Origin of the sequence: Enterobacter cloacae complex sp. P17RS (genome assembly GCF_014895885.1) — a bacterium.
GTDB classification, from domain to species: domain Bacteria; phylum Pseudomonadota; class Gammaproteobacteria; order Enterobacterales; family Enterobacteriaceae; genus Enterobacter; species Enterobacter bugandensis.
This window is the reverse complement of record NZ_JADBQK010000020.1, coordinates 22,141-48,120: the sequence shown is the minus strand read 5'-3', so window position 1 is coordinate 48,120 and position 25,980 is coordinate 22,141. Positions and strand designations below refer to the sequence as shown.

The 25,980-nt window shown below is 57.5% G+C and carries 25 protein-coding genes and 1 tRNA gene; 16 read left to right on the top strand and 10 right to left on the bottom strand.

Annotated elements, in window-relative coordinates; all coding sequences use genetic code 11:
- Positions 1–100: 100 nt before the first annotated feature.
- A tRNA-Pro gene (locus tag IM265_RS15515) sits at positions 101–177 on the top strand.
- 506 nt (positions 178–683) lie between these two features.
- On the opposite strand, the gene IM265_RS15510 is transcribed toward IM265_RS15515, so the two are convergent.
- From IM265_RS15510 to hemC, 5 genes are all read right to left on the bottom strand, one after another.
- A complete protein-coding gene (locus tag IM265_RS15510) occupies positions 684–1,895 on the bottom strand; it encodes an MFS transporter (RefSeq protein ID WP_193032082.1) in 1,212 nt (403 codons plus the stop codon).
- Between the two features lie 173 nt (positions 1,896–2,068).
- Positions 2,069–3,268: a protoheme IX biogenesis protein HemY gene (hemY, locus tag IM265_RS15505; protein WP_028014802.1), complete on the bottom strand. Its 1,200-nt coding sequence runs from the start codon at positions 3,266–3,268 to the stop codon at positions 2,069–2,071.
- Between the two features lie 2 nt (positions 3,269–3,270).
- The gene (gene hemX / locus IM265_RS15500; protein ID WP_041911826.1) at positions 3,271–4,458 is read right to left on the bottom strand and encodes a uroporphyrinogen-III C-methyltransferase; all 1,188 of its coding nucleotides are present in this window, start codon (positions 4,456–4,458) and stop codon (positions 3,271–3,273) included.
- Between the two features lie 20 nt (positions 4,459–4,478).
- Positions 4,479–5,219, bottom strand: coding sequence for a uroporphyrinogen-III synthase (gene hemD, locus IM265_RS15495; protein ID WP_193032080.1), 741 nt, complete (start codon positions 5,217–5,219; stop codon positions 4,479–4,481).
- The gene (gene hemC / locus IM265_RS15490; protein ID WP_193032078.1) at positions 5,216–6,157 is read right to left on the bottom strand and encodes a hydroxymethylbilane synthase; all 942 of its coding nucleotides are present in this window, start codon (positions 6,155–6,157) and stop codon (positions 5,216–5,218) included. Before hemC ends, hemD begins: the two co-directional genes overlap by 4 nt.
- 350 nt (positions 6,158–6,507) lie before the next feature.
- Here hemC and cyaA point away from each other — a divergent pair, with 350 nt between their 5' ends.
- Positions 6,508–9,051 carry a class I adenylate cyclase gene (gene cyaA, locus IM265_RS15485; protein ID WP_048959723.1) on the top strand — a complete coding sequence of 848 codons (2,544 nt, stop codon included), beginning with the start codon at positions 6,508–6,510 and terminating at the stop codon, positions 9,049–9,051.
- A 43-nt stretch (positions 9,052–9,094) separates the two neighbouring features.
- Here cyaA and cyaY read toward each other — a convergent pair whose 3' ends face one another.
- On the bottom strand, positions 9,095–9,415 hold the full coding sequence (cyaY, locus tag IM265_RS15480) for an iron donor protein CyaY (protein ID WP_003860816.1): 321 nt from the start codon (positions 9,413–9,415) through the stop codon (positions 9,095–9,097).
- A 135-nt stretch (positions 9,416–9,550) separates the two neighbouring features.
- On the opposite strand from cyaY, the gene IM265_RS15475 reads away from it, so the two are divergent.
- The 8 genes from IM265_RS15475 to corA all read left to right on the top strand — a co-directional run bounded on the left by IM265_RS15475 (position 9,551) and on the right by corA (position 16,482).
- Positions 9,551–9,754: a lipoprotein gene (locus IM265_RS15475; RefSeq protein ID WP_041911830.1), complete on the top strand. Its 204-nt coding sequence runs from the start codon at positions 9,551–9,553 to the stop codon at positions 9,752–9,754.
- Between the two features lie 35 nt (positions 9,755–9,789).
- On the top strand, positions 9,790–10,614 hold the full coding sequence (gene dapF / locus IM265_RS15470) for a diaminopimelate epimerase (RefSeq protein ID WP_028014795.1): 825 nt from the start codon (positions 9,790–9,792) through the stop codon (positions 10,612–10,614).
- Positions 10,611–11,318 (top strand): DUF484 domain-containing protein, encoded by a 708-nt coding sequence (locus IM265_RS15465; protein WP_045260992.1) that lies wholly within the window; start codon positions 10,611–10,613, stop codon positions 11,316–11,318. The genes dapF and IM265_RS15465 overlap by 4 nt, the downstream gene beginning before the upstream one ends.
- Positions 11,315–12,217, top strand: coding sequence for a tyrosine recombinase XerC (gene xerC, locus IM265_RS15460; RefSeq protein WP_032644794.1), 903 nt, complete (start codon positions 11,315–11,317; stop codon positions 12,215–12,217). Before IM265_RS15465 ends, xerC begins: the two co-directional genes overlap by 4 nt.
- Positions 12,217–12,933, top strand: a complete 717-nt coding sequence (gene yigB, locus IM265_RS15455; protein WP_028014792.1) for a 5-amino-6-(5-phospho-D-ribitylamino)uracil phosphatase YigB — start codon at positions 12,217–12,219, stop codon at positions 12,931–12,933. The genes xerC and yigB overlap by 1 nt, the downstream gene beginning before the upstream one ends.
- 79 nt (positions 12,934–13,012) lie before the next feature.
- The gene (gene uvrD, locus IM265_RS15450) at positions 13,013–15,175 is read left to right on the top strand and encodes a DNA helicase II (protein ID WP_041911833.1); all 2,163 of its coding nucleotides are present in this window, start codon (positions 13,013–13,015) and stop codon (positions 15,173–15,175) included.
- Positions 15,176–15,324: 149 nt separating this feature from the next.
- Positions 15,325–15,381, top strand: coding sequence for a YsgD/CorL family protein (gene ysgD, locus IM265_RS22060; RefSeq protein ID WP_212743980.1), 57 nt, complete (start codon positions 15,325–15,327; stop codon positions 15,379–15,381).
- Between the two features lie 150 nt (positions 15,382–15,531).
- Positions 15,532–16,482 carry a magnesium/cobalt transporter CorA gene (gene corA / locus IM265_RS15445; RefSeq protein WP_008501540.1) on the top strand — a complete coding sequence of 317 codons (951 nt, stop codon included), beginning with the start codon at positions 15,532–15,534 and terminating at the stop codon, positions 16,480–16,482.
- A gap of 42 nt (positions 16,483–16,524) precedes the next feature.
- Here corA and rarD read toward each other — a convergent pair whose 3' ends face one another.
- Positions 16,525–17,421, bottom strand: a complete 897-nt coding sequence (gene rarD, locus IM265_RS15440) for an EamA family transporter RarD (RefSeq protein WP_193032076.1) — start codon at positions 17,419–17,421, stop codon at positions 16,525–16,527.
- Between the two features lie 51 nt (positions 17,422–17,472).
- Positions 17,473–17,940: an acyl-CoA thioesterase YigI gene (yigI, locus tag IM265_RS15435; RefSeq protein ID WP_028014789.1), complete on the bottom strand. Its 468-nt coding sequence runs from the start codon at positions 17,938–17,940 to the stop codon at positions 17,473–17,475.
- 162 nt (positions 17,941–18,102) lie between these two features.
- Between yigI and pldA the strand changes: the two genes are divergently transcribed.
- The 3 genes from pldA (at position 18,103) to rhtC (ending at position 21,574) form a co-directional block, all read left to right on the top strand.
- Complete coding sequence (pldA, locus tag IM265_RS15430; RefSeq protein WP_063944128.1) at positions 18,103–18,972, top strand: phospholipase A; 870 nt, start codon at positions 18,103–18,105, stop codon at positions 18,970–18,972.
- A gap of 90 nt (positions 18,973–19,062) precedes the next feature.
- Complete coding sequence (gene recQ / locus IM265_RS15425) at positions 19,063–20,892, top strand: ATP-dependent DNA helicase RecQ (protein ID WP_032644788.1); 1,830 nt, start codon at positions 19,063–19,065, stop codon at positions 20,890–20,892.
- Between the two features lie 61 nt (positions 20,893–20,953).
- On the top strand, positions 20,954–21,574 hold the full coding sequence (gene rhtC, locus IM265_RS15420) for a threonine export protein RhtC (protein WP_010426287.1): 621 nt from the start codon (positions 20,954–20,956) through the stop codon (positions 21,572–21,574).
- Here rhtC and rhtB read toward each other — a convergent pair.
- Complete coding sequence (rhtB, locus tag IM265_RS15415; RefSeq protein ID WP_028014786.1) at positions 21,571–22,191, bottom strand: homoserine/homoserine lactone efflux protein; 621 nt, start codon at positions 22,189–22,191, stop codon at positions 21,571–21,573. The two genes, rhtC and rhtB, sit on opposite strands and share 4 nt — an antisense overlap.
- Before the next feature lie 111 nt (positions 22,192–22,302).
- On the opposite strand from rhtB, the gene pldB reads away from it, so the two are divergent.
- From pldB to IM265_RS15400, 3 genes are all read left to right on the top strand, one after another.
- Positions 22,303–23,295 carry a lysophospholipase L2 gene (gene pldB / locus IM265_RS15410; RefSeq protein ID WP_041911835.1) on the top strand — a complete coding sequence of 331 codons (993 nt, stop codon included), beginning with the start codon at positions 22,303–22,305 and terminating at the stop codon, positions 23,293–23,295.
- 25 nt (positions 23,296–23,320) lie between these two features.
- On the top strand, positions 23,321–24,121 hold the full coding sequence (yigL, locus tag IM265_RS15405) for a sugar/pyridoxal phosphate phosphatase YigL (protein WP_028014784.1): 801 nt from the start codon (positions 23,321–23,323) through the stop codon (positions 24,119–24,121).
- Between the two features lie 82 nt (positions 24,122–24,203).
- Positions 24,204–25,103, top strand: a complete 900-nt coding sequence (locus IM265_RS15400; RefSeq protein ID WP_032644934.1) for a carboxylate/amino acid/amine transporter — start codon at positions 24,204–24,206, stop codon at positions 25,101–25,103.
- Here the strand turns inward: IM265_RS15400 and metR are convergent.
- On the bottom strand, positions 24,991–25,944 hold the full coding sequence (metR, locus tag IM265_RS15395) for an HTH-type transcriptional regulator MetR (protein WP_193032074.1): 954 nt from the start codon (positions 25,942–25,944) through the stop codon (positions 24,991–24,993). The genes IM265_RS15400 and metR overlap by 113 nt on opposite strands.
- Between the last annotated feature and the right edge of the window lie 36 nt (positions 25,945–25,980).

Here is a 25,980-nt window from a genome sequence, read left to right as displayed (position 1 = left end):
TTCAGGTGTTAGTGTCCTTAGGATGTGGGGGTTCGAGTCCCCCCCCTCGCACCACGACTTTTTAAATGAATTGAACTAAAAATTCAAAAAAGCAGTACATCGGCGAGTAGCGCAGCTTGGTAGCGCAACTGGTTTGGGACCAGTGGGTCGGAGGTTCGAATCCTCTCTCGCCGACCAATTTTGAACCCCGCTTCGGCGGGGTTTTTTGTTTTCTGTAAGTTTTCTCCCCTGTCGTTATCTCCAGAAAGCACCCTTTATCATTGTCGCGATTCAGTGACATGCAAGCCATTGAAAATAAAATAAATAATTATTTGTGGGATTTACTGTCTCTTCCTGGCGACATATTTCTGCTTTTGCCGATACGCTATGAAGCTTCAGAGGCTACTTAACAGCATAATTTCCTTTTATCTTAAAATGTTGCGCCATGTAAAAGTTCTGCGTGTAAATCTGGCACGTAACGTGCAATAATATACGCGTAGATGCTCATTCCATCTCTTATGTTCGCCTTAGTGCCTCATAAACTCAGGAATGACGCAGAGCCATTTACGGTGCTTATCGTCCACTGACAGATGTCGCTTCGGCCTCATCAGACACCATGGACATAACGTTGAGTGAAGCACCAAATATGTTGTCTTACAGACCTGTTTTAACGCCTGCTTTTATAGCAGGCGTTTTTTTATGTCTTATTCCCGATACCCACGCATGATCAGGGCGACCAACAGCAGGGCGGCTGACGAGACCGTATAGAGCGCCAGCACTGAGCCAAGCCCAACAGCCACTATCGCTGTAATGCCGGTGAAAAGCGAGGCGCTGAGCGTTTGCCAGCGCCAGGCTTTACCGCTGGCTGACGCGGTTTGCGTGATATGAAAACTGCTGAGTACGCCAAACGTGCCGGCTGCGAAGAGAACGTTTGAGGCCAGATGCGCGATAAAGATCATCCCCAGCGCACATGCCATCCACCCGGACAACAACGGCAGCATTCCATAAGCGGCAAGAAAAATACCGAGACAAACGATGATTCGCGGCGTGTGGACGGCAAAGCGCGTCAGGCTCTCTTTTTTTAGCAGCATGGGGCCGCAAAGTTGCCCCATGCTCCTTGCGAAAAGCAGAGGCAGAGCAAGGCCCGCCGCATCCTGAGGATGGAGCTGCTGCGCCAGGGCCGGAAGTAGCGCCATAGCCGGTGAGCCGACGGCCGCCAGCGCCGGCAAAATGAGCAGGCTGCGCTTTTGCCGAACGGTCAACGTCCGCCAGCTCAGTGGCGCGGGGGCTGCCTCTTCACCGGGGAGAGGTAGCAATGACCCAGAAAACCGGCGTCCAGCCAGCCATAACATGAGCAGTGAACCGAGAAAGCTGGCGGCATCAATGGCCAGCAGGGTAAACACGGAGGTCTGCTTGAATAGCACCACGCCGAGTCCAGTACCTAATAACACCTGAGAAGCAAAAATCACATTTTCCAGACAGGTCGCAGCAGGCAGCTCTGTTTCGCTTAGTCCGCGTTTAAAGAGCAATGTCAGCGCGGGCCAGCTCATCCCGCTGAGCAGCGCTTCGGTGGATTGCACGGCGAGTAGCGAGGCAATGCTGTGATAACCCGCACCGAGCAGGGGGAAGAGCAGGGCGAGCAATCCCAGCCCCTCGGTCACTATCAGCAGGAATACTGGAGAATAGCGCGAGCACAGCTTTTCGCCGATCGCGCTGCCGATGAATCCCGGAACCGTTGCGAAAAGAAAAGCGAGGGTGAGCAGGGCGGGCGGGGCCGACCACGCTAACAGTAAACCAAAGACCACGACCTGGGTTAAACCATTTCCCAGCGAAGAAAAGATAAAAGCACAGGCAAGCAGGCGCAGCCAGCGGTGGCAGCGCAGCGCTTCAATAAGCGCATACAAAAGCGAGTTCATGAAGATTTCCTTTCAAAAACGATTTAATCCACGCTGCAGAAAGTGCGCGTGTGTGAAAAAAGGTTAATGAAAAGACATCGTTACATTGGCGGGTTCGTTTGCAGATGTGGGTGTAAAGAATGTAGCAGGAGAAAGGCGATAAAAAAAGGAGGCCGTCTGGCCTCCTTTTTTATTTATTGCGGGTTACCGTTATTTTGCAGCGTCAGCAACAGCCCATCGCGCCGCATGGCGGCCGCCTCTTCTGGCTTATGCTGTTTGTCCAGCGTATCGGCAAGCCACGCGTAGTCAAACGCGTCCGGACGCTGTTTCAGTGCCGCACGGAAGGCCAGGCTCGCCTCTTGCCATTCGCCGTGCTTCATCAGCGACTGGCCCAGGGTACTCCACAGTAGCGGACGGTCACCGACGGTTTTGATCTGCTGGCGCAGCACTTTTTCGACCTGCTCAGGGTTATTGGTTTTCAGGCGCGGGATCACCATGACCAGGCGATCGTCGTACTGGCGCTTCAGGCCGTCGAGAAGGATCTCCTGGGCAGTGTCATGATCGTCACATTCAATAAGATGTTCCGCCATGGCCACCTGCAGGGGGACCTGCTGGCGCGTTTTCCGGCTCTGATTCTTCCACCAGGTTTTCAGGCCTTCGCTGCCCAGGTCGGCGCGCGCCTGATCCATCAGGCCAATCCATGCCAGACGCTGAAGTTCATCACGATGTTCATCATCACCCACCTCGGCCTTCGCCATCGACGGAATGATGTCCAGCAACGAGCCCCACGCTCCGGTACGAATATAGGCCTGCTCCGCAAGGCGCAGGACTTCCGGATGACGCGGTGCGATTTCCAGCAGACGGTCAATGCCGTGGCGCGCCGCGTGGTTCTCATTGCGCGCGAGCTGCAGGCGGACGCGGGTAATTTCCACTGGGATCGGGTCGCCAGACGCCAGTTCTGACGCGCGTTCCAGATGCTGGTTAGCGCGGGCTTCATCACCGCGCTGCTGCGCCGCTTCGGCGGCCAGAAGATAGTTCACCACCGGCTGTTCCGCGTGATCGGCGTTTTTCGACATCAGCTTTTCAACCTGCTGGTAATCGCCTTCGGCCAGCTTTAGCAGTGCCTGTTCCGTTTGCTTACGGGCGCGGCGGCGCTTACGGCCAACGAACCAGCCGCGGGTATGGGCACCGGTGCGGAAAATACGGCGCAGGATCCATTCAACGGCAAGCAGGACTACGACGCCGAGGATCAGAACGATCGCCAGACCTGTTACGCTGGTTTCAATGTTGTAGTTATCGGTCTGGATCAGGACGTATCCCTGATGACCCGCAAGCATCGGGCCCAGGACGATCCCGGCGATCAGCAGGATGAAGAGTAAAAGGACTTTTAGCATCATTACTCTCCCTGTGGCGCGCTTTCAGGCGCTGGTGCCGCCGCTGTGCCGGTCTGCCCGGCCGGAACGCCCGGCTGCGCCAGCAGGTTACGCACGCGCGTCTGCATCAGCTTCTCCAGAATCGGCTGGCTGGCCAGTTTATCCGGCACGTTCATGGTGATGTTCTGCTGGCTCAGCTTGTCGATATCTTCGAGGAAGGCGGTGGTCGTTGCATCATCGGTGTTGTAGTAGGCGCGTACCCACGTCGAGACGTTATCCAGCGCCTGTTTGTACGTTTCTTCCTGATGGCGCGGCACGGCCTGCGCCGCGACCAGCAGGCGGGAACGGATGTTTTCGCGCAGATAGATATCCTGATTCGGCGCTAACAGCGGTACGGCGGTTTCATCGCGACGGCGGATGGTGATGAAGCTGTCCATAAAGTTCTGCCAGCTTTTCTGCAGGTTTATGCGCCATTCGCTCAGGGAGCTGGACAGCTCGGTACCGTCAGAGTCCATCGGGGAGTCGTCGTCATTGTTATCCGCCAGCTGCAGGTTATCTATTTGATTCGAAAGCTGGTTCACCTTGAGGATAATGCCGTCGTAATCCACCTGTGAAACGGCGGAGAGGCTGGCGATATCTTCGGTAATCGCACGGCGCGCGGTAATGAGGCTCGGGTCGTTCATGTCGGCCAGGCTCGCATCGGCGCTTTTCAGCAGCGCGGCGGCGGTGGTCACGTCCTGATCGCTCCACAGCTTACGCCCGGCGAGTTTGACGAGGAAATCGGCCTGCGAGAGTAGCCAGGTTTTGGCATCGGTGCCGGAGATCGTGGCGACTTTCTGCTGTACTTCGCCCAGCTGTTTGGTCAGCTCTTCCTGTTTGCTGTTCGCCTCGGCAAGCGCGGCGGCCTGCTGCTTAATCACCGCTTCCAGCTCGGTTTTCTGCGTTTCCTGCGCTTTTTGCAGGGAGGTAAGCTGATTGACCAGCGTATCGCTGGTGGCCGTCTGGTTAGCACTCTGTTGCTTTACCAGACCATACAGGCCGACGCCTGCTGCCAGCGCAATGGCGATGGCAATCGCGCTCAGCGCGAGGCTGGTTTTATTGCTGCCGTTTTTCTTCTCAGCGGTTTTCTCAGTCGTCTCTGGCTGTGGCGTTGTCTCCACAGTCTCCCTGGTCTCTTCAACCACGGCGGAGGATTTTTCGTGTTCCGTCATTATGGCTTCCCATTTGAGAGTTATTGTAATGCGCGCAGCAGCGCATCGTTGTCGGCGTTATCAGCGATCCGAATATCCTGCCAGCCCAGTTCCCGGGCGAGGTTCGCCAGACGCTCACTGACGACCAGAAGCCGACAGCGGAGTAACCAGTTTTCGCGATACCAACGCGGTATCAGCGACCAAAGCTGTTGTAACATTTCACCGCTGGTGACCACCAGCGTATTAATACCGCGCGCATGCCAGCGCATCGCCTCTTCAGCACCGTCGTAGTGTTTCGCACAGCGCTGGTAGCACTCAACAAACGTGACGTCAGCCCCGCGTTCCCGCAGCGTTTCACCCAGCAGTTCGCGGCCACCGTTGCCGCGCAAAATGAGCGCGCGCTTTCCGGCAATAGTTTGTAATTCAGGTAATTGTAGCAAGACTTCGCTGATTTCCCGATCCAACGGGTAGCGAACGTCTGTTCCACTCACGGTATGTAAGGCCAGCGCGGTGGTTCTGCCGATAGAGAAATAGCGCGGAGCGGTCGGCCAGCGTGTCCCCGCCTGTTGCAGCTGCGCATGGGCAAATTCCACGGCATGCTGCGATAGCGCAAACAGCAGGTCGCCTTCCTGCAGGGTATTCATCTGGTCGGCGAGCGCAGAGAGCTCCCGACCGGGGGAGAATTCAATGAGCGGAAAACTCCAGGCCACCTGCCCCAGTGCGCGCAGACGGCTCACTAACTGCTCTCCTGCGGGAGAAGGGCGGGTGACAAGAATACTCATGCAGGGGGTTCTCCGTTATAGACCTCGGCCAGAATTTCACGCGCGCCGTTATTCAGCAGCTCTTCCGCCAGCGACACGCCAAGCGCTTCGGCATCCTGCGGCTTGCCGCGACGTTCGCCGCGCACCATCTGTGAACCGTCCGGCGCGCCCACCAGCGCGCGCAGCCACAGTTCACCGTCTGTTAATTCAGCATAGCTGCCAATCGGCACCTGACATCCGCCTTCGAGGCGAGTATTCATCGCCCGTTCGGCTTTTACACGGGTTGCGGTCTCGTCATGGTTCAGCGGAGTGAGCAGCTCGCGGGTGCGCGCATCGTCCAGACGGCACTCAATGCCGACGGCGCCCTGGCCGACGGCCGGCAGCGACAGCTCTGGTGGCAACGCCACGCGAATGCGTTCATCCAGCCCCAGGCGCTTCAGGCCTGCAACCGCAAGAATAATGGCATCGTAATCGCCGTTATCCAGCTTGCCCAGACGCGTGCCAACGTTACCGCGCAGCGAGCGGATGATAAGGTCAGGACGACGCTCCGCCAGCTGACACTGACGGCGTAAACTGGACGTGCCAACCACGCTACCCGCCGGCAGCGCGTCGAGCGAGTCATAGTGGTTCGAGACAAACGCGTCACGCGGATCTTCGCGCTCGCAGATGGTCACCAGCCCCAGCCCTTCCGGGAACTCGACGGGCACGTCTTTCATCGAATGTACGGCGATATCGGCGCGGTTCTCAAGCAATGCCAGTTCCAGCTCTTTGACAAACAGGCCCTTGCCGCCCACTTTCGCCAGCGGCGTATCCAGAATCACGTCACCGCGCGTGACCATCGGCACCAGCTCGACGCGCAATCCACTGTGGCAGGCTTCAAGGCGCTGCTTAACATAATGTGCCTGCCAGAGCGCGAGAGGGCTTTGGCGTGTGGCAATTCTCAAAACATTGTCTAACATGCTTGTTACCGTCATTATCAATCGCTAACCATCCTAACATTGTTGACTCTGGGATGGCAGTTTTACGGTTGATGAAGCGTGAGAGGGACAAGGCGGCGTATTCGTCAGCCATAGCCGTATTCAGGAATTTACACGTACAGAACGGTGCTACACTTGTATGTAGCGCATCTTTCTTTACGGTCAACCGGCAAGGTGTTAAATTGATCACGTTTTAGACCATTTTTTCGTCGGTACCACCATAATGACAAGGGCGAAAAAAGGGTAACGGTTATCTTTTTGAAATACTGCGGGCTCGCTGTTATTCGTGTTTTGAATAGCTTACGACACCCGGAAACATCAGGCGATACGTCTTGTACCTCTATATTGAGACTCTGAAACAGAGACTGGATGCCATAAATCAACTGCGTGTGGATCGCGCGCTTGCTGCCATGGGCCCTGCTTTCCAGCAGGTATACAGTCTGCTGCCGACATTATTGCACTATCACCACCCGCTGATGCCTGGCTACCTTGATGGTAACGTTCCCCAGGGCATTTGCCTCTTCACGCCTGATGAAACCCAACAGCATTATTTGAACGAGCTGGAACTCTACCGCGGCATGCCGCCTCAGGTTTCTCCGAAAGGTGAACTGCCGATTACCGGCGTTTACTCGATGGGGAGCACCTCATCGGTAGGGCAGAGCTGTTCTTCGGACCTGGATATCTGGGTCTGCCATCAATCCTGGCTCGATAACGAAGAGCGCCAGCTGCTGCAGCGTAAATGCAGCCTGCTGGAAAGCTGGGCGGCCTCGCTTGGCGTGGAAGTGAGCTTCTTCCTGATTGATGAAAACCGTTTCCGCCATAATGAAAGCGGCAGTCTGGGTGGTGAGGACTGCGGCTCGACTCAGCACATCCTGTTGCTGGATGAATTTTACCGTACTGCCGTTCGCCTGGCCGGGAAGCGTATTCTGTGGAATATGGTCCCGTGCGAAGAAGAAGAGCATTACGACGACTACGTCATGTCGCTTTACGCGCAGGGCGTACTGACGCCAAACGAATGGCTGGATCTGGGCGGCCTCAGCTCCCTGTCCGCCGAAGAGTACTTTGGCGCAAGCCTCTGGCAGCTCTACAAGAGCATTGATTCACCGTACAAAGCGGTGCTGAAAACCCTGCTGCTGGAAGCCTACTCGTGGGAATACCCTACGCCGCGCCTGCTGGCGAAAGATATCAAGCAGCGCCTGCACGATGGCGAAATTGTCTCCTACGGGCTCGACGCCTACTGCATGATGCTGGAGCGCGTTACCGAATACCTGAAAGCCATTGATGACGCCACGCGTCTTGACCTGGTGCGTCGATGTTTCTATCTCAAAGTCTGTGAGAAGCTGAGCCGTGAGCGCGCCTGCGTGGGCTGGCGTCGTGAAGTGGTCAGTCAGTTAGTAAAAGAGTGGGGATGGGACGAAGCGCGTCTGTCCATGCTCGACAACCGGGCCAACTGGAAAATCGATCAGGTGCGTGAAGCGCACAACGAACTGCTCGACGCGATGATGCAAAGCTACCGTAACCTGATCCGTTTTGCGCGCCGCAATAACCTTAGCGTTTCCGCCAGCCCGCAGGATATCGGGGTGTTAACCCGTAAGCTGTACGCCGCGTTTGAAGCGCTGCCGGGCAAAGTGACCCTGGTTAACCCGCAGATTTCGCCTGACCTGTCTGAACCAAACCTGACCTTTATCTATGTGCCGCCGGGCCGCGCAAACCGCACCGGGTGGTATCTGTACAACCGTGCGCCAAGCATGGATTCGATTATCAGCCATCAGCCGCTGGAATATAACCGCTATCTGAACAAGCTGGTGGCGTGGGCCTGGTTTAACGGCCTGCTGACCTCGCGCACGCGCCTGTTTATCAAGGGCAATGAGGTTGTCGATTTAGCCAAGCTGCAGGAGATGGTGGCGGATGTGTCGCACCACTTCCCGCTGCGTCTGCCTGCGCCGACGCCAAAAGCGCTCTACAGCCCGTGTGAGATTCGCCATCTGGCGATCATCGTCAACCTGGAATACGACCCGACGGCGGCCTTCCGCAATCAGGTGGTCCATTTTGACTTCCGCAAGCTGGACGTCTTCAGCTTTGGCGAGCAGCAAAACTGCCTGGTGGGCAGCGTAGACCTGCTGTACCGCAACTCGTGGAACGAAGTGCGTACCCTGCACTTCAACGGCGAGCAGGCGATGATTGAAGCGCTGAAAACCATTCTCGGCAAGATGCACCAGGACGCCGCGCCGCCGGACAGCGTCGAAGTGTTCTGCTACAGCCAGCACCTTCGCGGTTTAATTCGTACTCGCGTGCAGCAGTTGGTGTCTGAATGCATCGAACTGCGCCTCTCCAGCACCCGTCAGGAAACCGGGCGCTTTAAAGCGCTGCGCGTCTCCGGGCAGACGTGGGGCCTGTTCTTCGAGCGTCTGAACGTGTCGGTGCAGAAGCTGGAAAACGCTATCGAGTTCTACGGCGCGATTTCACACAACAAGCTGCACGGCCTGTCGGTTCAGGTGGAAACCAACCACGTCAAGCTGCCGCAGGTGGTGGATGGCTTTGCCAGTGAAGGGATTATTCAGTTCTTCTTTGAAGAGTCGGGCGACGATGCCGGGTTCAACATCTACATTCTGGATGAGACCAACCGCGCCGAGGTGTATCACCACTGTGAAGGCAGCAAAGAGGAGCTGGTGCGCGACGTCAGCCGCTTCTACTCTTCCTCGCATGACCGCTTCACCTACGGTTCCAGCTTTATCAACTTCAATCTGCCGCAGTTCTACCAGATTGTGAACGTGGATGGCCGAGCGCAGGTGATCCCGTTCCGTACGCAGGCGATTACCCCTGCGGCGCCTGCGAATCAGGATACTGCACCGCTGTTGCAGCAGTATTTTTCCTGAGGCTTTTCGCCCGGTAAGGCGCAGCCGCCACCGGGCAACAAAACTACCTGAAACTCACGTCCTCGCCCGCCTGCGCGGTCGCCGCCTGTTCCAGCAGATCCCAGAACGTTTCGCCGCTGCGATCGCAAACCCACTCGTCACCCTTCAAATCAAAGTGATAGCCGCCCTGTTTGGCCGCCAGCCACACCTGGTGAAGCGGCTCCTGACGGTTAATAATAATTTTGCTGCCGTTTTCGAAGCTCAGGGTCAGAATGCCGCCGTTGATTTCACAATCGATATCGCTGTCGCCGTCCCAGTCGTCGATACGTTCTTCGATGGTCATCCACAGGGTGTCGGCAAGGCGATGGAATTCACTGTCGTTCATGGTTTTGTTCCTGTTTTTCGTGATGGCGGCAGTATAACGCTAAATAATTCCCGTTGCAGGAAAGCGGCAAACTCTTGCTTTTGTGTCTTCTCCTGCGATGATAGAAACAGATTTGAACTTACGGGCAACTTTATAATGAAAAACGCTTTCCGAACGCTTGCCGTTCTCATCACGCTGTTTAGCCTGACCGGCTGCGGACTGAAGGGACCACTCTACTTCCCGCCTGCGGATAAAACCGCGCCGCCGCCGACAAAACCGGTTAACAGCGGCATCGAGTCTTCCACGCCAAAGACTAACGATCGTGGCGATAACGGCGGTCCGACTCAGGTTAACCTCTGACGACAACGTTCTGTACCCGCGCAATGGAGCAAATGATGCAGTTCTCTAAAATGCATGGCCTTGGCAACGATTTTATGGTCGTCGACGCGGTAACGCAGAATGTGTTTTTCTCCCCGGAACTGATCCGCCGCCTGGCGGATCGGCACGTGGGCGTGGGGTTCGATCAGCTGCTGGTGGTTGAGCCGCCCTACGATCCTGACCTCGATTTCCACTACCGTATTTTCAACGCTGACGGCAGTGAGGTTAACCAGTGCGGCAATGGCGCGCGCTGTTTCGCCCGCTTTGTCCGCCTGAAAGGGCTCACCAATAAGCGCGATATCCGCGTCAGTACCGCCAACGGTCGTATGGTGCTCAGCGTTACCGACGATGAACTGGTGCGCGTCAATATGGGCGAGCCTAACTTCGAGCCTTCCGCCGTGCCGTTTCGCGCAAACAAAGCGGAAAAGACCTATATTATGCGGGCGGCCGAGCAGACAGTATTGTGCGGCGTTGTCTCGATGGGTAACCCGCACTGCGTGATTCAGGTGGATGACGTGGAAACCGCGGCGGTCGAAACGCTCGGTCCGGTGCTGGAGAGCCACGAGCGGTTCCCGGAGCGGGCGAACATCGGCTTTATGCAGGTGATGAAGCGTGAACACATCCGTCTGCGGGTTTACGAGCGCGGCGCGGGCGAAACCCAGGCTTGCGGAAGCGGCGCCTGTGCGGCGGTGGCCGTCGGTATCTCCCAGGGGTTACTGGCAGAAGAGGTTCGCGTGGAATTACCGGGCGGTCGTCTTGATATCGCCTGGAAAGGAGCGGGTCATCCACTGTACATGACTGGCCCGGCGACACATGTTTATGACGGGTTTATCCATCTATGAAACAACCAGGGGAAGAACTGCAGGAAACAGTGACGGAACTGGACGATAGCGCTGTTGTTGATTATCTGCTGAACAATCCTGAGTTTTTTATTCGCAATGCACGCGTCGTCGAACGAATGCGCGTGCCGCATCCGGTTCGCGGGACCGTGTCGCTGGTCGAATGGCACATGGCGCGCGCGCGTAACCACATCAACCAGCTTGAAGAGAACATGACGCTGCTGATGGAGCAGGCCAGCACCAACGAAAGCCTGTTCTATCGCCTTCTGCACCTGCAGGCGCGTCTGGCCTCGGCGCACAGCCTTGAAGAGTTTCTCAGCCGCTTCCACCGCTGGGCGCGCGAACTGGGGCTGGCGGGCGCAACGATTCGTCTGTTCCCTGATCGCTGGCGCATTGGCGCACCGTCGGGGTTCACCCATCTGGCGCTCAGCCGTCAGGCGTTTGAGCCGCTGCGCATTCAGCGCCTGGGCCATGAGCATCACTATCTGGGGCCGCTGAACGGACCTGAGCTGCTGGTAGTGCTGCCGGAAGCCAAAGCGATTGGCTCGGTAGCGATGTCGCTGATGGGGCGCGATGGCGACCTGGGGGTAATATTATTTACCAGCCGCGACGCGCACCACTATGAGCAGGGGCAAGCCACGCACCTGCTGCAGGAGATCGCCCTGATGCTGCCCGAGCTGCTGGAGCGCTGGATTGAACGCGTATGACGGACGGACTGCTCGCCACTGACGTCTCGCGGTTTCTGCGCTATCTGGGCGTTGAGCGTCAGCTCAGCCCCATTACGCTGCTTAACTATCAGCGTCAGCTTGATGCCATCATGCAGATTGCCGAAGAAATCGGCCTGAAAAGCTGGCAACAATGTGACGCCGCCACGGTACGCGGGTTCGTCGTGCGTAGCCGTAAAAAAAATCTTAGCCCGGCGAGCCTTGCGCTCCGGCTCTCTGCCCTGCGCAGCTTTTTCGACTGGCTGGTCAGCCAGGGCGGCCTGAAAGCCAACCCGGCAAAAGGGATCGCCACGCCGAAAGCCCCGCGCCATCTGCCGAAAAATATTGACGTCGACGACGTAAACCGCCTGCTGGATATCGATCTGAACGATCCGCTGGCCGTGCGCGACCGCGCGATGCTGGAGGTGATGTACGGCGCGGGCCTGCGTCTCTCCGAACTGGTGAACCTCGACTTAAAGCATCTCGATCTGGAATCCGGCGAAGTGTGGGTGATGGGCAAGGGCAGCAAAGAGCGCCGCCTGCCGATTGGCCGCAACGCCGTCTCCTGGATTGAGCACTGGCTGGATCTGCGCGGCCTGTTTGGCGCGGAAGAGGATGCGCTGTTTTTATCAAAGCTCGGCAAGCGGATCTCCGCGCGTAACGTGCAGAAGCGCTTTGCGGAGTGGGGCATCAAGCAGGGGCTGAACAGCCACGTGCATCCCCACAAGCTGCGCCACTCCTTTGCGACACACATGCTGGAATCGAGCGGCGATCTGCGCGGCGTACAGGAACTGCTTGGCCACGCGAATCTGTCGACCACTCAAATCTATACCCACTTAGACTTCCAACACCTTGCCTCGGTGTATGACGCGGCGCATCCACGCGCCAAACGGGGGAAATAATGCGTTTTTACCGCCCACTCGGTCAGATCTCAGCCCTGACGTTTGACCTTGATGACACCCTTTATGACAACCGCGAGGTGATCCTGCGTACCGAGCAGGAGTCGCTGGCGTTTGTGCAGAACTACCATCCGGCGCTGAAAGCGATGCAAAACAAGGACTTCCAGAAGCTGCGCCAGTCCCTGCGGGAGACCGAGCCGGACATTTACCACGACGTGACCGAATGGCGTCGTCGCGCGGTTGAGCAGGCGATGCTGAACGCGGGTCTGAGCGCACAGGATGCCGCCGTCGGTGCCGAAGCGGCAATGGAAAACTTCGCCAAATGGCGTAGCCGCATCGACGTGCCACAGGAAACCCACGACACGCTGGCGAAGCTTGCCGAAAAGTGGCCGCTGGTGGCCATCACCAACGGCAATGCCCAGCCGGAGCTGTTTGGCCTCAGCGATTATTTTGAATTCGTGCTGCGCGCGGGTCCGCACGGGCGCGCGAAGCCGTTCAGCGACATGTACCATCTGGCAGCGGAGAAGCTTAACCTGCCGCTGGGTGAGATCCTGCACGTGGGCGATGACCTGACCACAGACGTGGCCGGTGCCATCCGCTGCGGCATGCAGGCCTGCTGGATCAAGCCAGAAAATGCGGAGCTGATGACCGCAACAGACAGCCGTCTTCTGCCGCACGTGGAAATTTCGCGGTTGGCATCCCTCACGACGCTGATATAATCATCAATTGTTCTGTATAAATTAACAGGGTTTTGGCGAGTGGAAACATTTGCCTGCCCGACATGACGTGACGGTGCCAATGGACGTTTCTTACCTGCTCGACAGCCTTAATGACAAACAGCGTGACGCGGTTGCCGCCTCGCGCACCAACCTGCTGGTTCTGGCTGGGGCGGGGAGTGGTAAGACACGCGTGCTGGTTCACCGTATCGCCTGGCTGCAGAGCGTGGAAAACTGCTCACCGTACTCGATTATGGCCGTGACGTTTACCAACAAGGCGGCGGCGGAGATGCGTCACCGTATCGCCCAGCTGATGGGCACCAGCCAGGGCGGCATGTGGGTTGGCACCTTCCACGGCCTGGCGCACCGTCTGCTGCGCGCGCACCATATGGACGCTAACCTGCCGCAGGATTTCCAGATCCTCGACAGCGAAGATCAGCTCCGTCTGCTGAAGCGCCTGATCAAGGCGATGAACCTCGACGAGAAGCAGTGGCCGCCGCGTCAGGCGATGTGGTACATCAACGGTCAGAAAGACGAAGGTCTGCGTCCGCACCACATTCAGAGCTTCGGTAACCCGGTCGAGCAGACCTGGCAGAACGTCTATAAGGCCTATCAGGAAGCGTGCGACCGCGCCGGCCTGGTGGATTTCGCCGAGCTGCTGCTGCGCGCCCACGAGCTGTGGCTGAACAAACCGCATATCCTGCAGCACTACCGCGAACGCTTCACCAACATCCTGGTGGACGAATTCCAGGATACCAACAACATCCAGTACGCATGGATCCGCCTGCTGGCCGGAGATACCGGCAAGGTGATGATCGTGGGTGATGACGACCAGTCGATCTACGGCTGGCGCGGCGCGCAGGTGGAGAACATCCAGCGCTTCCTCAACGATTTTCCCGGCGCGCAAACCATCCGTCTGGAGCAGAACTACCGCTCAACCAGCAACATCCTGAGCGCGGCCAACGCCCTGATTGAGAACAACAACGGGCGTCTGGGCAAAAAGCTGTGGACCGACGGCGTCGACGGCGAACCGATCTCGATTTACTGCGCCTTCAACGAGCTCGACGAAGCGCGCTTCGTGGTGAACCGCATCAAAACCTGGCAGGACAACGGCGGCGCGCTGGAGCAGTGCGCCATTCTCTACCGCAGCAACGCCCAGTCGCGCGTGCTGGAAGAGGCGCTGCTGCAGGTGAGCATGCCGTACCGCATTTACGGCGGCATGCGATTCTTCGAACGTCAGGAGATCAAAGATGCGCTTTCGTATCTGCGCCTGATCGCCAACCGCAACGACGACGCGGCGTTTGAGCGCGTGGTGAACACGCCGACCCGCGGGATTGGCGACCGTACGCTGGACGTGGTGCGTCAGGCCTCGCGTGACCGCCAGCTGACGCTGTGGCAGGCGTGCCGCGAGCTGCTGCAGGAAAAAGCCCTCGCCGGGCGCGCCGCCAGCGCGCTCCAGCGCTTCCTGGAATTAATTGATGCCCTGGCGCAGGAAACCGCCGACATGCCGCTGCACGTGCAGACCGACCGGGTGATTAAAGACTCCGGGCTGCGTACCATGTACGAGCAGGAAAAAGGCGAAAAGGGGCAGACCCGTATAGAGAACTTAGAGGAACTGGTCACGGCAACGCGCCAGTTCAGCTACAACGAAGAAGACGAAGACCTGATGCCGCTGCAGGCGTTCCTCTCTCACGCCGCGCTGGAAGCGGGTGAAGGGCAGGCGGACACCTGGCAGGACGCGGTTCAACTGATGACCCTGCACTCCGCCAAAGGTCTGGAGTTCCCGCAGGTGTTTATCGTCGGCATGGAAGAGGGCATGTTCCCAAGCCAGATGTCGTTGGATGAAGGCGGGCGTCTGGAAGAAGAACGTCGTCTGGCTTACGTGGGCGTGACGCGAGCGATGCAGAAGCTGACGCTAACCTACGCCGAAACCCGCCGTCTGTACGGCAAAGAGGTCTATCACCGACCGTCGCGCTTCATCGGCGAACTGCCGGAAGAGTGCGTGGAAGAGGTGCGTCTGCGCGCCAGCATCAGCCGTCCGGTTAGCCATCCGCGCATGGGCTCGCCGATCTCTGAAACCGACACCGGCTACAAGCTGGGCCAGCGCGTGCGCCATTCGAAGTTTGGCGAAGGTACCATTGTGAATCTGGAAGGCAGCGGCGAGCACAGCCGCCTGCAGGTCGCGTTCCAGGGGCAGGGGATCAAATGGCTGGTGGCGGCCTACGCGAAGCTGGAAACAGTCTAACATTCAGAAAAATATCATTATTTTGTAATAATCTGCTAGCCTTATACAGTGAAGGTCAATTAATGCCCTTCAGCGTTCCGTTGCGTGTTGACGCCACAGTTACTGCTGGCGTAACATGCGCGCACGATTACGCTAAGAGGACATTCGCCTTGGACACACCCAGTAGATACTGGCTCAATTCCCTGTCATCCAGGAACAACTCCTAAGGCTATCTCCTCTTGCTGATGGCCTTAGTGGTTGTCAGCGACTGCATTATTCCCGTCGCGCTGAGTCAGGCTGTTTAATGGTCTGAAACCCAATTTGTTTCTGTGTGCCCACCGAACTGTCCGATATTTTTTGCATTGGGAGTCCCGGTCATGTTGAGCGCATTTCAACTCGAAAATAACCGACTGACTCGGCTTGAAGCCGAAGAGTCACAGCCCCTCATTGATGCCGTATGGGTGGATTTGGTCGAGCCGGACGACGATGAGCGCCTTCGCGTACAATCTGAGCTGGGGCAAAGCCTGGCAACCCGCCCGGAACTGGAAGATATCGAAGCATCCGCGCGTTTCTTTGAAGATGAAGACGGCCTGCACATTCACTCCTTCTTCTTCTTTGAAGATGCGGAAGATCACGCGGGCAACTCCACCGTGGCGTTTACCATTCGCGACGGTCGTCTGTTTACTCTGCGTGAACGCGAACTGCCGGCGTTTCGTCTCTACCGCATGCGCGCCCGCAGCCAGGCGATGGTGGACGGCAACGCTTACGAGCTGCTGCTCGATCTGTTCGAGACTAAAATTGAACAGCTGGCGGACGAAATTGAAAACATCTACAGCGATCTGGAAAAGCTGAGCCGCGTGATCATGGAAGGCCATCAGGGGGATGAGTACGACGAAGCGCTTTCGACGCTGGCAGAGCTGGAAGATATCGGCTGGAAGGTGCGTTTGTGTCTGATGGATACCCAGCGCGCGCTGAACTTCCTGGTGCGCAAGGCGCGTCTGCCGGGCGGTCAGCTGGAGCAGGCGCGTGAGATCTTACGCGATATCGAATCTCTGCTGCCGCACAACGAATCTCTGTTCCAGAAGGTGAACTTCCTGATGCAGGCGGCGATGGGCTTTATCAACATCGAGCAGAACCGCATCATCAAGATCTTCTCGGTAGTGTCCGTGGTGTTCCTGCCGCCAACGCTGGTGGCGTCCAGCTACGGGATGAACTTCGAGTTTATGCCGGAGCTGAAGTGGAGCTTTGGCTACCCGGGGGCGATTATCTTTATGATCCTCGCCGGGCTGGCGCCGTATCTGTACTTTAAGCGCCGGAACTGGCTGTAAAATCTGGCGGGTGGCGCTGCGCTTACCCGCCCTACAAAACACCTACATTCCTCTGCGGGTTCTGCGCTGGGTATAAATCGCATCGGCGACGAAAATCGCCAGCGCCACCCAGATAAAGGCGAAGGTCACCATCTTATCCGCACCCGGCACTTCGCCGTAAAACACCACCGCCAGCAGGAACATCAGCGTCGGGCCAATGTACTGGAAGAAGCCCAGCGTGGAGAGGCGCAGGCGCGTTGCCGCACCGGTGAAGCACAGCAGCGGAATGGTGGTCACTACGCCCGCCGCCATCAACATCAGGTTCAGCGACCACGGGTTGCTGCCCATATGGCTGGTGGCGCTGTCGGCGATACCGAACAGATAGATCGCCGCCACCGGCAGCAGCCACAGGGTTTCAAACAGCATCCCGGTTTGCGCTTCCACCGCAATTTTCTTACGTACCAGGCCGTAAAAAGCAAAGCTGAACGCCAGACCGAGGGCGATAATCGGCAGCGAGCCAAACGTCCACAGCTGCACCAGCACGCCGCAGAAGGCGAGAATCACCGCCACCCACTGCATCCGGCGGAAGCGTTCGCCGAGGAAAATCATCCCCAGCACGATATTCACCAGCGGGTTAATGAAGTACCCCAGGCTCGCTTCGAGCATGTGGTGGTTATTCACCGCCCAGATAAACAGCAGCCAGTTGCCGCCGATCAGCACCGCAGAAAGCGCCAGCAGGAAGACCTTTTTAGGGGTTTGCAGCAGCGTTTTAACGCCGGACCACTGACGGCTGAGGCTCATCAGCGCGATCATGAAGAAGAACGACCAGATGACGCGGTGAGTGAGGATCTCGTCGGCCGGAACATAGGCGATAAATTTGAAGTACGCCGGGGCGATACCCCAAATAAAATAAGCGGCAAGGGCGAGTAAAACGCCCTGCCGCGTCTGTTTAGCATCCATCGGGAAAATCCATGACAAAAAAGTGAATCAATTTTACCCGAATTTGCCGCCTCAACCCACCATATAAGTGGCGGTTGCGCTGGCAATATAAACCTGCTCCTCGTTATGCAGCTCAACGCGGGCAACGGCAACTTTGTTCCCGGCACGCAGCAGGCTGCTGGTGCAGGTAAAGCGGTTTCCGCGCCCCGGGCGAAGATAGTCGACGCGTAAATCAATGGTGCCCATGCGCGCCAGACGCTGGCGGAGTTCATCTTCGTTGATGGTGTCATGGCGCGTCAGCGTACTGCCCACGCAGACCAGGCCTGCCGCCACGTCCAGCGCGGAGGCAATCACCCCGCCGTGCAGAATACTTTGCGCCCAGTTACCCACCATCATCGGCTGGTTGTTGAAACTCAGCTGGGCAAACTCTTTCTCATAACGCTCCAGCTCAAGACCCAGTGCACGGTTAAACGGCATGTGGTAAACAAAAATCTCGCCCACGAGTTTTAACACTTCTTCGGCGGTAAGCATGGCTGACATGAGGCATTACACCCTTATTGTTAATGAAATGTTGATTTTATGCTTCAGCAATAAGGAATTCCACTTTCAGAAACGAGGATGCAGCAGTTATCGCAGAAGTCTGTAGAATGTTCGCCTCATAACTATTCAGGTAATTTTACTCTTTGCAGGAGAACACCACCGATGCGGACGTATCTGGCCTGGTTACTGGCGGCGGTTGCGCTGCCCCTCACAGCATATGCGCAGGAAGCGACGATTAAAGAAGTCCATGATAAACCTGCCGTTAAGGGCAGCATTATCGCCAATATGCTGCAGGAGCATGACAATCCGTTCACGCTCTACCCGTATGACACGAACTACGTGATTTATACCCAAACCAGCGATCTCAACAAAGAAGCGATAAGCTCCTATAACTGGTCTGATAATGCGCGTAAGGATGAGGTGAAGTTCCAGCTTAGCCTCGCGTTCCCGTTCTGGCGCGGTATTCTGGGGCCAAACTCGGTGCTCGGCGCGTCTTATACGCAGAAATCCTGGTGGCAGCTCTCCAACAGCGGCGAATCTTCACCGTTCCGTGAAACCAACTATGAGCCGCAGCTTTTCCTCGGCTTCGCAACGGACTATGAATTTGCTGGCTGGACGCTGCGCGACGTCGAAGTGGGCTTTAACCATGATTCTAACGGACGTTCCGATCCAACCTCCCGTAGCTGGAACCGCGCCTATACGCGCCTGATGGCGCAGAACGGTAACTGGATGGTGGAAGTGAAGCCGTGGTATGTGGTCGGCAGCACCGATGACAACCCGGATATCACCAAATATATGGGCTACTACCAGCTCAAGGTCGGCTACCAGCTTGGTGATGCCGTGCTGAGCGCGAAGGGGCAGTACAACTGGAACACCGGCTACGGCGGTGCGGAGCTCGGTCTGAGCTACCCGGTGACGAAGCACGTGCGTCTCTATACCCAGGTGTATAGCGGCTACGGCGAGTCGCTGATCGACTACAACTTCAACCAGACCCGCGTTGGCGTGGGCGTAATGCTGAACGATATTCTCTAAGCTGCTCGAATGTTTTTGCGTTAAACGTTGAAGTTTCTCTCTCAGGCGCTGAAAATAGCGCCTGTTTTATTTTTCGCAAATGGGGTTAACGTGGCGCAGGCGGAAGTATTGAATCAGGAGTCGCTGGCTAAACAGGTTTTGCATGAAACCTTTGGCTACCAGCAGTTCCGCCCGGGCCAGGAAACCATCATTGAAACCGTGCTGGAAGGCCGCGATTGCCTGGTGGTGATGCCGACCGGCGGCGGTAAATCCCTCTGTTATCAGGTGCCCGCGCTGGTGCTTAACGGCCTGACGGTCGTGGTATCGCCTCTCATTTCCCTGATGAAAGACCAGGTCGACCAGCTGCTCGCCAACGGCGTGGCGGCGGCCTGCCTGAACTCGACCCAAACCCGCGAGCAGCAGCAAGAGGTGATGGCTGGATGCCGCACCGGGCAGATCCGCCTGCTGTATATCGCGCCAGAGCGCCTGATGCTGGATAACTTCCTCGACCATCTCGCGCACTGGAACCCGGTCCTGCTGGCGGTGGATGAAGCGCACTGTATCTCCCAGTGGGGACACGATTTCCGCCCGGAATATGCCGCCCTCGGCCAGCTGCGTCAGCGCTTCCCTGAACTGCCGTTTATGGCGCTTACCGCCACGGCGGACGACACCACGCGTCTGGATATCGTTCGCCTGCTGGGGCTGAACGACCCGTATATTCAGGTCAGCAGCTTCGACCGCCCGAACATCCGCTACATGCTGATGGAAAAATTCAAGCCGCTGGACCAGCTCCTGCGCTACGTTCAGGAGCAGCGCGGCAAGTCCGGTATCATCTACTGCAACAGCCGCGCGAAGGTGGAAGACACCGCCGCGCGTCTGCAAAATCGCGGCTTTAGCGCCGCGGCCTATCACGCCGGGCTGGAAAACCATATCCGCGCCGACGTGCAGGAGAAATTCCAGCGCGACGACCTGCAAATCGTGGTCGCGACGGTGGCGTTCGGGATGGGCATCAACAAGCCGAACGTGCGCTTTGTAGTGCACTTCGACATTCCGCGCAATATCGAATCCTACTATCAGGAGACCGGCCGCGCCGGGCGTGACGGCCTGCCTGCGGAAGCGATGCTGTTTTACGATCCGGCTGATATGGCGTGGCTGCGCCGCTGTCTGGAAGAGAAGCCGCAGGGACAACTCCAGGACATTGAGCGCCACAAGCTCAACGCGATGGGTGCCTTCGCTGAAGCGCAAACCTGCCGCCGTCTGGTGCTGCTCAACTACTTTGGTGAAGGGCGACAGGAGCCGTGCGGCAACTGCGATATCTGCCTGGATCCGCCAAAGCAGTACGATGGCCTGATGGACGCGCGCAAAGCGCTCTCGACCATTTACCGCGTGAATCAACGCTTCGGGATGGGCTACGTGGTGGAAGTACTGCGCGGTGCCAATAACCAGCGTATCCGCGACATGGGCCACGACAAGCTGCCGGTTTACGGCATCGGTAAAGACCAGAGCCACGAGCACTGGGTCAGCATTATTCGTCAGCTGATCCACCTCGGCTTTGCCACGCAGAACATTGCTCAACACTCCGCGCTACAGCTGACCGAAGCAGCGCGTCCGGTGCTGCGCGGTGATGTTGAGCTCAAGCTCGCCGTGCCGCGCGTGGTTGCCCTCAAGCCGCGCGTGATGCAGAAATCCTACGGCGGTAACTATGACCGCAAGCTGTTTGCCAAGCTTCGCAAGCTGCGTAAAGCTATCGCTGACGAAGAGAACATCCCGCCATACGTGGTGTTCAACGACGCGACGCTGATTGAGATGGCGGAACAGATGCCGCTCAGCGCCAGCGAGATGCTCAGCGTCAACGGCGTCGGCACGCGCAAGCTGGAGCGCTTTGGTAAAGAGTTTATGGCGCTTATCCGCTCTCACGCCGATGGTGATGATGAGGAGTAGTCAGACGGGCGAAAAAGTGCCAGGATGATGACTCACTGAATTATTTCCCCGCGAGCTAATTATGTTAATGCTATTTCTCACCGTGGCGTTAGTGCACATCGTTGCGCTGATGAGCCCTGGACCAGACTTTTTCTTCGTGTCGCAAACTGCCGTCAGCCGCTCCCGCAAAGAAGCGATGATGGGCGTGCTCGGTATTACCATGGGCGTTATGGTCTGGGCGGCGGTCGCGCTGCTCGGTCTGAACCTGATCCTGGCGAAGATGGCGTGGCTGCATAACATCATTATGGTTGGCGGCGGGCTGTACCTGTGCTGGATGGGCTACCAGATGCTGCGCGGGGCGCTGAAGAAAGAAGAGAAAAAACCGGAAGAGCCAAAGGTAGAGCTGGCAACGGGCGGCCGCAGCTTTGTAAAAGGGCTCCTGACTAACCTGGCAAACCCGAAAGCGATTATCTATTTCGGCTCCGTGTTCTCGCTGTTTGTGGGTGACAGCGTCGGCGCAGGCGCGCGCTGGGGGATCTTCCTGCTGATCGTTGTTGAGACGTTCGCCTGGTTCACTATTGTTGCCAGCCTGTTCGCCTTACCGGCAATGCGTCGCGGCTACCAGCGCATCGCGAAGTGGATCGACGGCTTCGCCGGCGCGCTGTTCGCCGGCTTCGGCATTCATCTCATCATTTCTCGCTAAGCGTGACGCGCTGACGCAAGCAGCGCGCCAACCAGCATAAACAGCGAACCAAAGACTTTGTTCAGGGCCTTCATCTGCTTAGGCCCTTTAATCCACGCCGCTATCCGTTGCGCCAGCGTCGCGTAACCAATCATCACGATGATATCGACGATGATGGTGGTCGCGCCCAGCACCACGTACTGCATCACCTGGGGCTGATGTGGCACGATAAACTGTGGGAACAGGGCGGCGAGGAACACGATGCTTTTCGGGTTCGTCAGGTTCACGAACACCGCGCGCTTAAACAGATGGCCGCGCGTTTGCGTCCTGGAGAGCGTATTCAGGTCAATCGAGCCTGCCGCGCGCCACTGCTGGATACCGAGCCAAATCAGATACGCCGCACCGGCCCACTTCAGCACTTCAAACGCCAGCACCGAACGAGAGAACAGCGTCCCCAGACCAATCCCCACCAGCACAATATGAATGCCGAGCCCGGTCTGTAAACCAGCAATGGACGCCGCCGCACCGCGATAGCCGTGGTTGATGGAGGTGGTCATAGTGTTAATGGCGCCAGAGCCGGGTGAAAGGCTAAGGATGATTGATGTCAGCAGGTAGGCGAACCACCACTCGAAGGTCATTTGAAGCTCCCGAACCGTCTATTTTTATGCCACAATACGCTATTGTTGAGTCATTTTGTGACCAGTGACGAAAAAAAACGATATTCCCTGGATTACGTGAGTGGAAACCCAATGTTTCAGCAGAAAAAGGACTGGGAAACACGAGAAAACGCGTTTGCTGCTTTCTCAATGGGGCCGCTGACCGATTTCTGGCGGCAGCGTGAGGAAGACGAGTTTACGGGCGTCGGGGGTATCCCGGTGCGCTTCGTTCGCTTCCGCAATGAAAAAAATGACCGGGTGATCGTGGTCTGCCCCGGGCGTATCGAAAGCTACGTTAAATATGCCGAGCTGGCCTACGACCTGGTCAACATGGGGTTTGACGTGCTGATCATCGACCACCGTGGACAGGGGCTGTCCGGGCGCATGCTGCCGGATACGCACCGCGGGCATGTGGATCACTTCAGCGATTATGTCGACGATTTTGCCGCGTTCTGGCAGCAGGAAGTTCAGCCCGGCCCCTGGCGCAAGCGGTACATCCTTGCGCACTCCATGGGCGGCGCCATTTCGACGCTGTTTTTGCAGCGGTATGAGCACCAGTGCGACGCCATTGCGCTCACCGCGCCGATGTACGGTATTGTCATTCGTTTTCCCGACTGGATGGTGCGCCATCTTCTCGACTGGGCTGAGGGCCATCAGCGCATTCGTGAAGGCTATGCCATCGGAACCGGACGCTGGCGCGCATTGCCGTTCGCCATCAACGTCTTAACTCACAGTCGGCAGCGCTATCGCCGCAACCTGCGCTTTTATGCCGATGAACCGCGCTTGCGCGTCGGCGGCCCGACCTGGCACTGGGTGCGTGAGGGTATTCTGGCCGGTGAGCAGGTGCTGGCAGGCGTAGGCGATGATGACACGCCGACGCTTCTGATTCAGGCGGAAGAAGAGCGTGTGGTGGATAACCGCATGCATGACCGCTATTGTGAACTGCGCGCTGCCGCCGGTCACCCTTGTGAAGGGGGTAAACCGCTGGTAATCAACGGCGCGTACCATGAGATCCTTTTTGAAAAGGACGCTATGCGCTCAGTCGCGCTTAACGCCATCGTCGAGTTTTTCGACCGGCATAACTGATTTTCTATTGAGGTTAAATTTTCCTATGTACCAGGTTGTTGCATCTGATTTAGATGGCACGCTGCTTTCCCCCGACCACACCCTGTCGCCTTATGCGAAAGAGACCTTAAAGCTTCTGACCGCCCGTGGCGTGAACTTTGTGTTCGCTACCGGCCGCCACCACGTGGACGTGGGGCAGATCCGCGATAATCTGGAGATCAAGTCGTACATGATCACCTCCAACGGTGCGCGCGTGCATGATACCGACGGCAACCTGATCTTCACCCATAACCTGGATCGCGATATTGCTGCCGATCTCTTCGGCGTGGTGCATAACAATCCGGCTATCGTCACCAACGTATACCGCGACGACGAATGGTTCATGAACCGCCACCGCCCGGATGAAATGCGTTTCTTCAAGGAAGCGGTATTCAACTACTCGCTGTATGAGCCGGGCCTGCTGGATCCAGAGGGGATCAGCAAGGTGTTCTTCACCTGCGACAGCCACGAAGAGCTGCTGCCGCTTGAGCAGGCGATCAACGCCCGCTGGGGCGATCGCGTCAACGTGAGCTTCTCTACCCTGACCTGTCTGGAAGTGATGGCGGGCGGCGTTTCTAAAGGTCACGCGCTCGAAGCGGTTGCGAAACGTCTGGGCTTCGCGCTTAAAGACTGTATCGCCTTTGGCGACGGCATGAACGACGCCGAGATGCTCTCTATGGCGGGCAAAGGCTGCATCATGGAAAACGCGCACCAGCGCCTGAAGGACCTGCATCCGGAACTGGAAGTCATCGGCACCAACGCAGACAACGCGGTACCGAAATACCTGCGCAAACTGTTCCTTGAATAATCTTCATTTGGTTGTTTATTGTTCAGTTGTCAACTAAAGAGTTCGCTACAATGCCTGTCCTTCTTTCTGAGAGACAAGCATTGTGGCGCTACTCATTATCACCACTATCCTGTGGGCCTTCTCCTTTAGCCTGATTGGCGAATACCTTGCCGGTTCGGTCGACAGTTACTTCTCGGTGCTGATGCGCGTCGGGCTGGCGGCGCTGGTGTTCCTGCCGTTCCTGCGCACGCGCGGGCAATCGCTGAAAACCATTCTGCTGTACATGCTGGTGGGGGCGATGCAGCTTGGCATCATGTATCTGTTCAGCTTCCGGGCTTACGTCTACCTGTCCGTCTCCGAATTCCTGCTTTTTACCGTGCTGACGCCGCTCTATATCACGCTGATTTACGATCTGCTCAGCAGGCGCCGCCTGCGCTGGGGATATCTGCTAAGCGCCGCGCTGGCGGTTATTGGCGCGGCGATCATTCGCTACGACAAAGTGAGCGATCACTTCTGGACAGGGCTGATGTTCGTCCAGCTTGCCAACATCAGCTTTGCCATTGGTATGGTGGGCTATAAGCGCCTGATGGAAACCCGCCCGATGCCGCAGCACAACGCGTTTGCGTGGTTCTATATGGGCGCGGCGATCGTCGCGGTGGCGGCGTGGTTTATGCTCGGCAACCCGCAAAAGCTGCCGACCACCACCGTGCAGTGGAGCGTTCTGGTCTGGCTGGGCGTGGTGGCGTCGGGGCTGGGGTACTTTATGTGGAACTACGGCGCTACGCAGGTAGACGCCGGTACGCTGGGGATCATGAACAACGTGCACGTCCCGGCGGGGCTGCTGGTGAACCTTGCCATCTGGCAGGAACAGCCGCACTGGCCGAGCTTCCTTATTGGGGGGGCGGTGATCCTGGCTTCACTGTGGGTCCATCGCCGCTGGGTCGCTCCGCGCTCCGCACAAACGGAAGATGGTCGCACGCGTGGTTCCGCGCTGAGCGAATAAACGCCTCCGTAACCGGCTGACGCTGCTCGCCATCGCGCACGGCGGCGTACAGCCGGCTCCACAGTCCTTCCCCCAGGGTTTTGGTGACCACCAGACCCTGGCGTTCAAAGCTCTCCACCACCCAGTGCGGCAGCGCCGCGATACCCATGCTGGCCGCCACCATCTGGATCAGCAGCAGGGTGTTATCCACGTTTTTCAGCTGCGGGCTGATGCCTGCCGGCTGCAGGAAGTGACGCCAGATATCCAGGCGGCTGCGCTGAACCGGGTAAATCAGCAGCGTTTCTGTCGCCAGATCTTCCGGCGTAATGCGCGTTTTGGCCGCCAGCGGATGGTCCGGCGCCAGCACCAGACGCACCTCAAAATCAAACATCGGCGAATAGTGCAGGCCGCTGCGCGGCAGGATGTCGGACGTCATCACCAGATCCAGCTCGCCCTGCTGGAGCGAGGGCTGCGGGTCGAACGTCACGCCGGATTTAAAGTCCATCTCCACCTGCGGCCACTTCTGGCGGAAGTTCTCAAGCGCGGGGGTCAGCCACTGAATACAGCTGTGGCACTCAATGGCGATCCGCAGTTTGGTCTGCTGCGGCTCGTTACACGCCTGCAGCGCGCTGGCGATCTGCGGCAGTACCTGATTCGCCAGTTGAAGAAGAATTTCACCCTGCGGCGTAAAGCGCAAAGGCTGGCTCTTACGCACAAAAAGACGAAATCCGAGGCGTTGTTCCAGATCGCTGAACTGGTGAGAAAGGGCGGACTGGGTCTGGTGCAGCGTGGCCGCTGCCGCCGCTAGCGAACCGCAGTTCCGCAACGCTTGTAGCGTTTTCAGGTGTTTAATCTCGATCATGAAAGTCCTTCACTCCGCCATGAACATTTTGCGCTT